Source organism: Pseudomonas sp. Z3-8, assembly GCF_051131975.1.
GTDB lineage: Bacteria > Pseudomonadota > Gammaproteobacteria > Pseudomonadales > Pseudomonadaceae > Aquipseudomonas.
Genome location: NZ_CP071643.1, coordinates 2,638,057 through 2,650,063, shown reverse-complemented (window position 1 = coordinate 2,650,063; position 12,007 = coordinate 2,638,057). Strand labels below are relative to the sequence as shown.

Sequence of the window (12,007 nt, the reverse complement as noted above, 5' to 3'; positions counted from 1 at the left end):
ATCCCTGCTGGCCGTCAATAAATAAATCCGTAGTACTACGTAGATGCCCCTTCCTCCTGTGTCCCCCTGTGGGAGCGAGCCTGCTCGCGAAGGCGGTGTGTCGGGTAACGATAATCCTGACTGACCCGACGCCTTCGCGAGCAGGCTCGCTCCCACACAGGCTCGCTCCCACAGGTTTTATGTTTCACCCATGGGTTTGGCATATGATGCCGCCATTCGCCTCCCCGCCGGATCCGGACAGGAGTACAGATGCTGCTCAAACACAAGATCGTCGCTCTCGGGATCCTGCCGCTGGTCCTGGCGATTGCCGTTATTGGTGCCTTGGTCATCTCGCTCAATCGCCAGTTGGGTGACCAACAGGCGCAGCTGATCGAAGACAGTATCCTGGCCAGTAAACGCGCCGAGCTGAAGAACTACGTAGAGATGGCGCAGAGCCTGATCGCCCCGTTGTACAACGACGGCCAGGGAGATGCGCGGGCACAACAGCAGGTACTGGAAGAACTGCGCAAGCTCAGCTTTGGCATCAACGGTTATTTTTTCGTCTACGACCGCCAGGGTCGCAGCCTGATGCATGCCCGCCAGTCGGAGCTGGTGGGGCAATATCTCTGGGACATGAAGGATCCTCAGGGCCTGCCCGTCATCCAGGCCTTGCTCAAGAGCGCCGAATCAGGCGAAGGCTTTCAGCGCTATGCCTGGAACAAGCCCTCCTCCGGTCAGGTAACCGACAAGCTCGCCTACGTCGTGATGCTCGATCGTTGGGGCTGGATGCTGGGCACCGGGATCTACCTGGAAGACGTCGAACGCGCCACCCAGCAGGCTCGCGCCGAAGTGGCCCAGGGCATCCACACCACCATGCAGGCCATCGCCGCCATCGCGTTGGTCGCGGTGCTGCTGGTGTTTGCCGGCGGCATCACCCTCAATGTCAGCGAGCATCGCCTGGCCGACAAGAAACTGCAGCGCTTGAACCAGCGTATCGTCAGCTTGCAGGAGGAAGAGCGCTCGCGGGTGTCTCGCGAACTCCACGACGGCATCAGCCAGCTGTTGGTTTCGATCAAGTTCCAGTTCGAACTGGCCAGCCATGTGATCGAGAACGGCCAGGAAAATGGCCTCGGCATCTTGAAGAATGCCACCGATCGACTGGGCGAAGCGATCGGTGAAATCCGCAGTATTTCTCATGATTTGCGTTCCTCGTTGCTCGATACCCTGGGCCTGCCCGCCGCCATCGGCCAGCTCGCGGCCGAATTCGAACAGCGCAGTGGCCTGGAAGTGTCCTACCGAAGCAACGAATTCGACTGTCGCCTGGAAAACGGCGCCCCGGTCTCGCTGTTCCGGATTGCCCAGGAGGCGCTGACCAACATCGAGCGACACGCCGGGGCGAAACGAGTCGCCATCACCCTGTTCGGTTCGGGCCAATCCCTGCGCCTGACCGTGGTGGATGACGGGATGGGCTTCAACGTCCCGCAGGTCGAGCGTGGTCACACCGGCATCGGCCTGCGTAATATCCGCGAACGGGTCGAGCATTTTGGCGGGCGGCTGGAAATGACCTCGGTTCCGGGACGAAGCGAACTGGATATCCTGTTGCCCATGACCCTGTCGGTCACGGAAAGTTGATGCGCGTTCATTTCCACAAGAGCACCTGCCCATGACCCTGCCCCCCGCCATACGCGTCGCCCTGGTCGACGATCACTCGCTGGTTCGTGACGGCATTCGCGCGCTGCTGTCCGTCATGCCCCGCCTGGACGTGGTCGGCGAAGCGGAGAACGGCGCGCAAGCGATCGACATGGTCGGGCGCTGCCAGCCGGACCTGCTGCTGATGGACATCGGCCTGAAGGACATGAACGGCCTCGAGCTGACCCGGCTGCTGGGCAAGCAATACCCCGGCTTGAAGATCCTCATCCTGAGCATGTACGACAATCATGAGTACATCAGTGAATCCGTGCGCGCCGGTGCCAGCGGTTACGTCCTGAAGAATTCACCTTCCAAGGAGATCATTGCCGCCATCGAAGCCATCATCGGCGGCGGCACCTTCTACAGCGCCGAGATCGCCCAGCGCCTCGCCACCGACCCGAACACCGACAGCGAACTGACGCCGCGCGAGAGCCAGGTCCTGGCGAAAATGGTCGAGGGGCTCAACAACAAGGAAATGGCCCGTGAACTGGACATCAGCGTACGCACCGTCGAAACCCACCGCCTGAGCATCCGCCGCAAACTCAATATCGACAAGCCTGCGGCACTGGTGAAATACGCGATCGATCACGGACTTGTTTCCCGCTAGCGAGGGAGCTTGCCTGGCTGCCTTCCGAGCAACACCAAAGCCACTACAAACGACAGCGCCACGGCGATGGCGCCGCCCAGGTAAACCGCACCAATGCCCCAGCCACTCGCCAACAGGCCGGCCAGCGGGCTGGTGATGCCCAAGGCAATATCGAGAAAGGCGACATAGGCGCCCATGGCGAGACCGCGAGCCTGTGGTGGCGCACGCCGCACCGCCTCCACGCCAAAGCCGGGAAACGCCAGGGAATAACCGAAACCGGTGAGTGCCGCCCCCAGGTAGGCGCTGGTCGCGCTGTCGGCGCTCCAGATCAGTAGCAGCCCAACGCTTTCGATCAACACACAGACCAGTGCCACACGGGCGCCACCAATCTTGTCCGGAAGGTGCCCGAACAGCAGCCGCGCACCGATGAACGCCACGCCGAACGCGGTGAACGCCAACGAGGCGTTGCCCCACTCCCGGGCCGCGAACAACAGGGCGATAAACGCGGTGAGAACACCAAAACCGACGCTGCAGAACGCCAACCCCAAGCCAGGAACCCAGACAGCGCCGAGCATCTTGTAGAACGGTGTACGCCGGGTCGCCGTAGGGGCGACGGCGCGCACGCCGGCGACAATCGCCAAGGCCAGCAGCGGCACGAACATCGAGGCCAGGACGATGCCCACGAAGCCCCAACCGGCATTCAGCGCAACACCGAGCGGCGCACCCAGTGCGTAGGCGCCGTACATGGCGATGCCGTTCCAGGCCATGACCTTGCCGGCATGCTGCGGCCCCACCAGGCCGATGCCCCAGCCCATCGCTCCGGTGACGATGAGGCTTTCCCCGATCGCCAGCAGCACGCGGCCGCCCGACAAAAGCCAGACCGACGTAACCGGCGCGGTAACGAACGCCAGGGAAAGCAGATAGACCAGCCCGGAAACGGCGGCCGTCACCAGCCCGGCCATGACCGCGCGCTTGCCGCCACGCAGGTCGGCAAAATTGCCGGCCCAGGCCCGTGACAGCAGCGCCGCGGCGAACTGTGCCCCGACCACCAGGCCAATCACCAGCGTGCCCATGCCCAGCGTGTCATGCAGGTGCAGCGGCAAGACCGGCAATTGCATGCCGATGGTGAGGAAACCGACGAACACGGTCAGTGTGAGCGGCAACAGCTTGAGCGCCGGACAGGCCTCGACGGTTGCCCCGAGCGCCGATGCGGCGCCGTGATGAAGATTTTCTTGAGTCATGACCCTACCCATGGAAAGGAAGCGAAGTGAAGTTGAACGGCGTCTGTGCAGCCGACTAGAATGCGATCAATTAGTCGCATTCAAGATACGAATAATCCGTCGCATTGCCTATTCGCATTCCTTTCGAGGTGCATGAACTTCATGTCCGAACGCCCAAGCCCGCAGATTTCCTCGCGCAAACAGCCGAAACAGGCCCGCTCCACCGAACTCGTGGCGGCCGTCCTGGAGGCGGCTGTTCAGGTTCTGGCAAGCCACGGCGCCCCGCGTTTCACCGTCGCTCGTGTGGCGGAGCGCGCGGGTGTCAGCGTCGGGTCGGTGTATCAATACTTCCCGAACAAGGCGGCGATCCTGTTCCGGTTGCAGAGTGACGAGTGGCAACAAACCACCGCCATGCTGCGGGACATCCTCGAGGACCAGGGCAAGCCGCCTCTGCAGCGATTGAGGGATCTGGTGCAGGCGTTCATCCAGTCCGAATGCGACGAGGCGCAGATACGCATCGCCCTCAATGACGCCGCCCCGCTCTACCGCGATGCCCCCGAACATCAGACGGCGCGAATCTCGGTGCAGCAATCGGTGGACGCTTTCATGCAACAAGTGCTGCCGGAAGCCAGCGCGCAGACCCGCGCCCTGGCCGGTGACCTGATCATCACCACGCTCGGTTCCGTGGGTAAGCGATTTTCGGCAACGCCACGCTCCGGCGAGGAAATCCGGGCCTATGCCGATGCCATGGCCGATATGTTCTGTGCCTATCTGGAGAGTCTGCGGCAGAAAGCCGTCGAGATCGCGCCAGGCTGACTGCTCGTCCCGACGATCCGGTGACAGCCCGCCGACACTTTTACTACACTCGCCCGTCTTGTCCTTCCCTTTGCGAGACGTCCGATCCATGAAAACCATAACAAGCACGATGACGTTCTGTGGCCTGCTGGCGTTCTGCGGCAGCGCCCTGGCCGAGCCAACCCCTTCGCATCTGGACAAGGTCCTGCAACAAGGTGAACTGCGGGTGTGCACGACGGGCGACTACAAGCCCTATACCTACAAGGCCGCATCGGGTGAATACGAGGGCATCGACATCGACATGGCCCGTTCCCTCGCCACCAGCCTCGGCGTCAAGGTGCAATGGGTCCAGACCACCTGGAAAACCCTGATGCCAGACATGTTGGCCGGCAAATGTGACATCGGCATGGGCGGGATTTCGGTAACCCTGGAACGGCAGAAAAAAGCCTATTTCAGCAGCACCCTGGACGTTGACGGCAAGATCCCCCTGGTGCGTTGCGAAGACCAGTCGCGCTACCAGACCATCGAGCAGATGAACCAGCCTTCGGTGCGTCTTGTCGAGCCGGCCGGCGGCACCAACGAAGCCTTCGTGCGGGCATTCCTGCCCAAGGGCCAACTGGCTTTCCATGACAACGTGACCATCTTCCAGGAACTCCTGGAAAAACGCGCCGACGTAATGATCACCGACGCCTCCGAAGCGCTCTACCAGCAGAAACTCAAACCGGGCCTGTGCGCCGTCAACCCGACCCAGTACCTGCAATACGGCGAGAAGGCCTACCTGCTGCCGCGCGATGACCACACCTGGAAAATGTACGTCGACCAGTGGCTGCACCTGAGCAAGGCCAATGGCAGCTACCAGAAAGTGATCGGACAGTGGCTGGCCGTCCCCGGCGCCCAGTGATGTATCTGCAAATATAAAACCTGTGGGAGCGAGCCTGCTCGCGAAGGCGTCAGACCAGTCGACATTTCCATCAACTGACACACCGCTTTCGCGAGCAGGCTCGCTCCCACAAGAACATCTGGGCGCATGCAGATCCTGAGTCCAACCCAAAACAGACTGTGGGAGCGAACCTGCTCGCGAAGGCGCCAGATCAGTCGACATCTTCATTGACTGACACACCGCTTTCGCGAGCAAGCTCGCCCCCACAAGAGCATCTGTGGCGCATGCAGATCCTGAGTCCCACCCAAAACCACTGTGGGAGCGAGCCTGCTCGCGAAGGCGCCAGATCAGTCGACATTTTCATCAACTGACACACCGCTTTCGCGAGCAGGCTCGCCCCCACAAGAACATCTTTGGCGCACGCAGATCCTGAGTCCAACCCAGAACCACTGTGGGAGCGAACCTGCTCGCGAAGGCGCCAGATCAGTCGACATCTTCATTGACTGACACACCGCTTTCGCGAGCAAGCTCGCTCCCACAAGAGCACCTGTGGCGCATGCAGATCCTGAGTCCAACCCAGAACCACTGTGGGAGCGAGCTTGCTCGCGAAGGCGCCAGATCAGTCGACATTTTCATCAACTGACACACCGCTTTCGCGAGCAGGCTCGCTCCCACAAGAGCATCTTTGGCGCATGCAGATCCTGAGTCCAACCCAGAACCACTGTGGGAGCGAGCCTGCTCGCGAAGGCGCCAGATCAGTCGACATTTTCATCAACTGACACACCGCTTTCGCGAGCAAGCTCGCCCCCACAAGAGCATCTGTGGCGCATGCAGATCCTGAGTCCCACCCAAAACCACTGTGGGAGCGAGCCTGCTCGCGAAGGCGCCAGATCAGTCAACATTTTCATCAACTGACACACCGCTTTCGCGAGCAGGCTCGCCCCCACAAGAACATCTTTGGCGCACGCAGATCCTGAGTCCAACCCAGAACCACTGTGGGAGCGAGCTTGCTCGCGAAGGCGCCAGATCAGTCGACATTTTCATCAACTGACACACCGCTATCGCGAGCAAGCTCGCTCCCACAAGAACATCTGTGGCGCACGCAGATCCTGAGTCCCACCCAAAACCACTGTGGGAGCGAGCCTGCTCGCGAAGGCGCCAGATCAGTCGACATCTTCATCGACTGACACACCGCTTTCGCGCGCAGGCTCGCTCCCACAAGAACATCTGTGGCGCACGCAGATCCTGAGTCCAACCCAAAATTACTGTGGGAGCGAGCCTGCTCGCGAAGGAGCCAGATCAGTCGACATTTTCATCAACTGACACACCGCTATCGCGAGCAAGCTCGCTCCCATAGTCCAGGGTCTCTAAAGGGGTCTCACTGCCCCGCCCGCACCTTGGCGATTTCGGCGTACATCATCTTTACCAGCTCACCGTCCAGGGATTTGGCGAATTTATCGATCACCGGCTGCACGCGTTCGCGGAAACGATCTTTCTCGGCCGGGGTGATTTCGTTGACAGTCATGGCGCCCGCCAGCGTCGCCTTGGCCTTGTCCATGCTCGCCGCGGTGACTTCACGCTGGAACTTCTGCGCCTCGCTCGCGGCCTCGCGGATCAGCGCCTTTTCATCGTCGTTGAGGCGGTTCCAGGTTTTCTGGCTGATGATCAACGACTGCGGATTGAAGATGTGGCCCGTCACCGAAAGGTACTTCTGCACCTCGTAGAATTTGTTGCCTTCGATCACCGTGAACGGGTTTTCCTGACCATCAATAGTGTGTTGCTCCAGGCCGGTATAGACCTCCGGGAAAGCCATCGGCACCGGGTTGGCGCCCAGGGCACTGAAGGTTTCCAGATAGATCGGCGACTGGATGACGCGAACCTTCAAGCCCTGCATGTCTTCAAGTTTCGCCACCGGATGCTTGCTGTTGGTCAGGTGACGGAACCCCAGGTCCCAGTAACCCAGGCCGACCAGGCCCTTGCTGTCCAACTGCGCCGCGAGTTTCTGGCCGACCGGCCCGTCGATGACCGCGTGGGCTTCCTCGGCGTTGTTGAACAGGAACGGGAAATCGAGCATGGCGAAATCCGCGGCCTGGGCAGCGAGGATGCCGGAGTTCAGCACCGTGATGTCCAGCGTGCCGCCTTGCAGGGCCGAGACGGTCTGCACGTCGCCGCCCAGGGTTCCGCCAGGGAACAGACGAACCTTGAGCTTGCCGCCGCTCTTTTCACTGAGCAGGTCGGCAAACTTCTGCGCGCCCTGCCCTTGCGGATGTTCCTTGACGTTCTGGAAGGCAAAACGCAGGGTGCGCTCGCGGATCTCAGCGGCGTGGCCGGCCACGCTGCCGAGCAGCAAGCCTGTTGCGCAGGCCCCGGCCAGCAAGGTTTTCATCAGTTTTTGCATGTCAGTCTCCGATCTTTATTGTTGTTGGTTTCGAGCTGCTACGGATTGCACCGGCATCAACCGGTGAAGAACTTCAACGGTCCCAGGACGAGCTGAGGGAACAGCACCAGCAGGAACAGCACCGCAAATTGCGCAAGCATGAACGGCCACACGCCACGCACGATTTCCTCGAATTCCAGCTTCGCCACGCCACAGACCACGTTGAGCACCGTGCCCACGGGCGGCGTGATCAGGCCAATCGCGGTGTTGATCAGAAACAGCACGCCGAAGTACACCGGGTCGATGCCCGCCTGGATCACCGCGGGCATCAGCACCGGCGTGAGGATGAGGATGGTCGGGGTCATGTCCATCACCGTGCCGACCAGGATGATCAGCGCCATCATCACCAGCAGCAGGAGGGTCTGGTTGTCCATGAACGGCGCCAGCAGGTCGGCCAACTGGCCCGGCAGGTCGGCGATGGTCACCAGCCAAGACGAGACCATCGCGGCCGCCACCAGCAACATCACCACCGAGGTGGTCCTGGCCGATGACAGGATCACTTCGTACAGCTGGCTGATCTTCATTTCCCGGTAGATCACCAACGACACGAACAGCGAATAGACCGCCGCGACCACCGCCGCTTCCGTGGGGGTGAAGATGCCGAACTTGAGGCCGAGGATGATGATCAGCGGCAGGCCCATCGCCCAGCTGCCGTCCAGCAATGTGCGCAGTACCTCGGAACGGGAGCGCTTGGGCGCCGTCTCGACATTCTCGCGGCGGGAGATGAACCACCAGGCGATGGCGAGCCCGGCACCGAGCATGAGCCCGGGCACAATTCCGGCCAGGAACAGCTTGGAGATCGATACCCCGGAGGCCACGCCAAAAACGATGAAACCGATGCTCGGCGGAATGACCGGCGCGATGGTGCTGCCAGCGGCGATCAGCCCGGCCGAACGTCCTCGGTTGTGCCCGGCCAGCACCATCATCGGCACCAGCAGCGCTGCCAGTGCCGCGGCATCAGCCACCGCCGAACCGGATAGCGACGCCAACAGGCAGGAGGCGATGATCGCGACATAACCCAGGCCTCCGCGCTTGTGCCCCACCAGCGCCATGGCAATGTTGACGATGCGCTTGGACAGGCCGCCGACATTCATGACCTCACCGGCGAGCATGAAGAACGGCACGGCCATCAACGGAAAGCTATCAGCGCCATTGAGCAGGTTCTGCGCAATGATCTGGGCATCGAACAGGTCCAGGTAGAACATCAGCGCGACGCTGACCACCAGCAAGGCAAAGGCAATCGGCATACCCAGCGCCATGCTGCCCATCAACGACCCGAGGAAAATGGCCAAGGTCATGGGCGGCTACCTTTGAGGGTGTCGTGGTTGGCTGCCGAAGCATCGCTGGCTTCGACCATCACCAGCTCGTCATCCGCGAGTTTACCGAACAGCGCCAGGTACAGTTCATACAGCAAAATGACGGTGGCGCTGACGCCGAACACCAGGCCGGCGGCGTAGAACAACGCCATCGACAGACCCGAAGCCGGCGCGACCACGTCCAGGTTGATCACCGCCTGTTGCCAGCTGCCGCTGACGATCAAGCCGCAGATATACAGCATCAGCAGATGGCTGATGACCAGGCAGGCACGCTTGCCGGCGGGCGGCAAGCGCTTGACCAGGCTGTTCATGCCCAGATGGGCGCGGTCCTTGAGCGCCACCAGGGCGCCGAGGAAAATCATCCAGACGAAGAACCAGCGCGACAGTTCTTCCGAAACGCTGATGCCGGAGTTGAACGCATAGCGCAGCACGACGTTGCCAAACACCAGCACGATCATCGCGACCATGCACAGGACAATCAGCAGCTTCAGCAGCTTGAAATACAAATCGACGACTTTTGTCATCTTGAAGACCTCACAGGTTGACCGAGCGCCGACATGTATCCGGCGCGACAGAGCGCAAACGCGTGCGCTATCGGATCGAAACTGAAACGTCCCGGCAGATACCGGAGCTGGAGGCGTGGGACGGGGCGAAAGCCATTGGACGGGAGCGCATGAGGACCTCTGTTTTTTATTATGGCCTTGCCTGGGCATGGCGAGGCTGAGTGCCAGCTAAAATGTACTACCCAGTTAATCCGGTCAATAACCTTGCGGGGCCTGAGCACGAATCAAGACGGAACTAGCGTGCGATTATCGGTCACTGGTCAGTGGATTACGGGGTCTAACCCGCTGGTCACGGGGGATTTGTATCGCTGTGTATATGGGCAGCGAATTGATACGAATTCGCCGATTTCACGCCTTCCCGGCACACATCGCCGATACACCTGCGCGTTTAACTGCACACACCGGACAGCAGCACACAGGCGCTGCCACGGCCCACTCAATAACGCGCAAGGAGAATCACCATGTTCAATTTCTCGAAACTTTCATCCCTCGCAATTGCCCTGACGCTGGTTGGCGGTATCGGCTTGTCGACGGCGGCCTCGGCAAAGAGCTCCCTTTCCCATGGCCAGGCTGCGCAGCAGCTGGCTGAGGGTGGCTCTGATCGTCTGATTCAGAATCGCGTGGCTGAAGGCGGGGCTGATCGGTTGCAGGAGCTGCGTGAACGCAGCACCGCATGAAAGCGCTGTTGTGGCGAGGGAGCTTGCTCCCGCTCGGCTGCGCAGCAGTCGTCAACCTGCCAGCCGGTTTTTCCTGGAGAACCGGGTTGAATGGTTTTGGGGCTGCTGCGCAGCCCAGCGGGAGCAAGCTCCCTCGCCACGAAAAGCTCTAAGGGCAAAGGCTCAAGGCTTGATGTTTTTCAACTCATTGAGCAAACCCAGCAGTTGCTGCATTTTTTCTTCGCCGAACTGTTCCTCGATCCGCCGGTAGTTGCTTTCCATGCCTTCGCTCATGGACACAAAACACTGCTGGCCGCGCTCGGTCAGGCCAACAAAAACCCGACGCTGGTCCTGGCTGGATTTCTGCCGCCGCACCAGCCCGTCGCGCTCCAGGCGAGTGAGCACGCCGGTCATGCTGGGCTTGAGAATGCAGGCCTGATGGGCGAGCTGGTGGCTCTCCAACTCACCCTGCTGGTGCAGAATGCGGATCACCCGCCACTGCTGCTCCGTAAGATCATGCTGGTTCAGCGCCGGACGAAAAAAAGCCATCGCCGCTTCGCGGGCTTGCAGCAGAGTCAGCGTCAGTGAAGGTCTCGGGTTGGCCATGTTCTAACTGTATGGATGGGCGAGTCGGCAGCTTAGTGTCGCCGGCAGGCTGCTGCAAGCGCCTCGCTTTTGTGGCGAGGGAGCTTGCTCCCGCTGGGCCGCGAAGCGACCCCAAAACCATTCAACCCCGCTGTCCAGGACGAAATGCATTGGCAGGCTTTACGACTGCTACGCAGCCGAGCGGGAGCAAGCTCCCTCGCCACGGGTTAGTCGACCTATTTGAACAACATGCCCGACTGCCGTTGCCGATATTCCCCCGGTGTCAGCCTGGCGTAACGCTGGAAAAACCGGCTGAAATACGCGGGGTCCTTGAAGCCGAGTTGGTAGCAGATTTCATTGGCCGAGCTACCGGTGAACAACAGCAGCCGCTTGGCCTCCTGCATCAGGCGCTCCATGATCAAGCGCTTGGAAGGCAGGTCGGCGATTCGTCGACACACGTCGTTGAGGCGCGCCTCGGTCACGCCAATGTCCGCGGCATAACGCGACAGGGGCCAGTGCTGGAAATAATGCGCTTCGATCAACTCATTAAAACGGTGGAAGATCTTCAGGTCTTCATGCCGCGCCGGCCTGGCTTCCAGGGAGTTGGAGCACAGCCGCAGCAGGCTGATCATGATCAGCCGCGTCAAGCCGTCCAGCGCCGCGCTGCGCCCCGGCCGCCCGGCCGTCACCTCTTCGCTCAATTCCTCGAACAGGCAGTCCAGCCGCCGCACCTCCCCCGTCTGCTCCGGCCCCAACTGCGCCAGCGCGACGCAGGACGCCGGCATCTGCACGCCCGCCGGCGCCAGGCTCGGATCGGCATCGATCAATTGCCACACCAGTTGCTGACGCACCGTCAGTACGTGTCCGTCGCTGTCGGCTTCGGTAACAAAAGCGTGGGGGATGGTCGGCGGCGTGAGAAAAAACATCGGCCCTGATTCGACGTATTGCCGATCATCCAGATACACCCGCACGGTGCCGCTCTTGACGTAGTGAACCTGGAAGAACCGGTCATGCCGATGGACCGGCATGTTGCGCCCAAAAAAGCCGGCCAGGTTGGCGAGCCGGTCGTAATGCACTTCGGCATCGCTGTAGCGCTGGTCGTACACCTGGCCAATGTTGATGTTCGGGATCGGCTGCCGTTCGGTCATCACGCATTACTCGTTTTTATTCTGATTCAGGCCACTGCCTGCGCTCATGCTGCGCCGAAATCGGCAGGGCAACCAGTGCCGGAAGATTCTGCCACGCTTGACGATAGTTAACATCTTAATTATAACTGTTAACACGTTAACAATATCCGCAGA

At 60.9% G+C, this 12,007-nt stretch carries 11 protein-coding genes; 5 read left to right on the top strand and 6 right to left on the bottom strand.

The annotated features are described in order from the left end of the window. Positions 1–249 precede the first annotated feature (249 nt). Both J3P94_RS12295 and J3P94_RS12290 read left to right on the top strand, forming a co-directional pair. Positions 250–1,611 carry a cache domain-containing protein gene (locus J3P94_RS12295; protein ID WP_434573699.1) on the top strand — a complete coding sequence of 454 codons (1,362 nt, stop codon included), beginning with the start codon at positions 250–252 and terminating at the stop codon, positions 1,609–1,611. 31 nt (positions 1,612–1,642) lie between these two features. Continuing rightward, complete coding sequence (locus J3P94_RS12290; RefSeq protein WP_305500528.1) at positions 1,643–2,275, top strand: response regulator; 633 nt, start codon at positions 1,643–1,645, stop codon at positions 2,273–2,275. On the opposite strand, the gene J3P94_RS12285 is transcribed toward J3P94_RS12290, so the two are convergent. Further along, positions 2,272–3,495 carry an arabinose transporter gene (locus J3P94_RS12285; protein WP_434573697.1) on the bottom strand — a complete coding sequence of 408 codons (1,224 nt, stop codon included), beginning with the start codon at positions 3,493–3,495 and terminating at the stop codon, positions 2,272–2,274. The genes J3P94_RS12290 and J3P94_RS12285 overlap by 4 nt on opposite strands. Before the next feature lie 141 nt (positions 3,496–3,636). On the opposite strand from J3P94_RS12285, the gene J3P94_RS12280 reads away from it, so the two are divergent. Beyond that, entirely contained in the window at positions 3,637–4,290 is a 654-nt protein-coding gene (locus J3P94_RS12280; RefSeq protein ID WP_434573696.1) for a TetR family transcriptional regulator, read from the top strand. 88 nt (positions 4,291–4,378) lie between these two features. Further along, positions 4,379–5,170 carry a transporter substrate-binding domain-containing protein gene (locus tag J3P94_RS12275; RefSeq protein WP_434573694.1) on the top strand — a complete coding sequence of 264 codons (792 nt, stop codon included), beginning with the start codon at positions 4,379–4,381 and terminating at the stop codon, positions 5,168–5,170. Positions 5,171–6,527: 1,357 nt separating this feature from the next. On the opposite strand, the gene J3P94_RS12270 is transcribed toward J3P94_RS12275, so the two are convergent. Genes J3P94_RS12270 through J3P94_RS12260 form a run of 3 tightly spaced genes read right to left on the bottom strand, consistent with a single transcriptional unit; the run spans position 6,528 to position 9,426 of the window. Continuing rightward, positions 6,528–7,547 (bottom strand): TRAP transporter substrate-binding protein, encoded by a 1,020-nt coding sequence (locus tag J3P94_RS12270; RefSeq protein WP_434573692.1) that lies wholly within the window; start codon positions 7,545–7,547, stop codon positions 6,528–6,530. Between the two features lie 56 nt (positions 7,548–7,603). Further along, on the bottom strand, positions 7,604–8,884 hold the full coding sequence (locus J3P94_RS12265; protein ID WP_434573690.1) for a TRAP transporter large permease subunit: 1,281 nt from the start codon (positions 8,882–8,884) through the stop codon (positions 7,604–7,606). Further along, positions 8,881–9,426 (bottom strand): TRAP transporter small permease, encoded by a 546-nt coding sequence (locus J3P94_RS12260; RefSeq protein WP_434573688.1) that lies wholly within the window; start codon positions 9,424–9,426, stop codon positions 8,881–8,883. Before J3P94_RS12260 ends, J3P94_RS12265 begins: the two co-directional genes overlap by 4 nt. Before the next feature lie 500 nt (positions 9,427–9,926). On the opposite strand from J3P94_RS12260, the gene J3P94_RS12255 reads away from it, so the two are divergent. Further along, the gene (locus J3P94_RS12255) at positions 9,927–10,142 is read left to right on the top strand and encodes a phage infection protein (RefSeq protein WP_434573686.1); all 216 of its coding nucleotides are present in this window, start codon (positions 9,927–9,929) and stop codon (positions 10,140–10,142) included. A gap of 162 nt (positions 10,143–10,304) precedes the next feature. Here J3P94_RS12255 and hpaR read toward each other — a convergent pair whose 3' ends face one another. Further along, positions 10,305–10,727, bottom strand: coding sequence for a homoprotocatechuate degradation operon regulator HpaR (hpaR, locus tag J3P94_RS12250; protein WP_305500516.1), 423 nt, complete (start codon positions 10,725–10,727; stop codon positions 10,305–10,307). Between the two features lie 215 nt (positions 10,728–10,942). Then, positions 10,943–11,854 carry a 4-hydroxyphenylacetate catabolism regulatory protein HpaA gene (gene hpaA / locus J3P94_RS12245; RefSeq protein WP_434573684.1) on the bottom strand — a complete coding sequence of 304 codons (912 nt, stop codon included), beginning with the start codon at positions 11,852–11,854 and terminating at the stop codon, positions 10,943–10,945. Between the last annotated feature and the right edge of the window lie 153 nt (positions 11,855–12,007).

Excerpts from the sequence above, each read along its gene's own strand:
- J3P94_RS12295 (WP_434573699.1), top strand. The coding sequence starts at position 250 with ATGCTGCTCAAACACAAGATCGTCGCTCTCGGGATCCTGCCGCTGGTC.
- J3P94_RS12290 (WP_305500528.1), top strand. The coding sequence starts at position 1,643 with ATGACCCTGCCCCCCGCCATACGCGTCGCCCTGGTCGACGATCACTCG.
- J3P94_RS12285 (WP_434573697.1), bottom strand. The coding sequence starts at position 3,495 with ATGACTCAAGAAAATCTTCATCACGGCGCCGCATCGGCGCTCGGGGCA.
- J3P94_RS12280 (WP_434573696.1), top strand. The coding sequence starts at position 3,637 with ATGTCCGAACGCCCAAGCCCGCAGATTTCCTCGCGCAAACAGCCGAAA.
- J3P94_RS12275 (WP_434573694.1), top strand. The coding sequence starts at position 4,379 with ATGAAAACCATAACAAGCACGATGACGTTCTGTGGCCTGCTGGCGTTC.
- J3P94_RS12270 (WP_434573692.1), bottom strand. The coding sequence starts at position 7,547 with ATGCAAAAACTGATGAAAACCTTGCTGGCCGGGGCCTGCGCAACAGGC.
- J3P94_RS12265 (WP_434573690.1), bottom strand. The coding sequence starts at position 8,884 with ATGACCTTGGCCATTTTCCTCGGGTCGTTGATGGGCAGCATGGCGCTG.
- J3P94_RS12260 (WP_434573688.1), bottom strand. The coding sequence starts at position 9,426 with ATGACAAAAGTCGTCGATTTGTATTTCAAGCTGCTGAAGCTGCTGATT.
- J3P94_RS12255 (WP_434573686.1), top strand. The coding sequence starts at position 9,927 with ATGTTCAATTTCTCGAAACTTTCATCCCTCGCAATTGCCCTGACGCTG.
- hpaR (WP_305500516.1), bottom strand. The coding sequence starts at position 10,727 with ATGGCCAACCCGAGACCTTCACTGACGCTGACTCTGCTGCAAGCCCGC.
- hpaA (WP_434573684.1), bottom strand. The coding sequence starts at position 11,854 with ATGACCGAACGGCAGCCGATCCCGAACATCAACATTGGCCAGGTGTAC.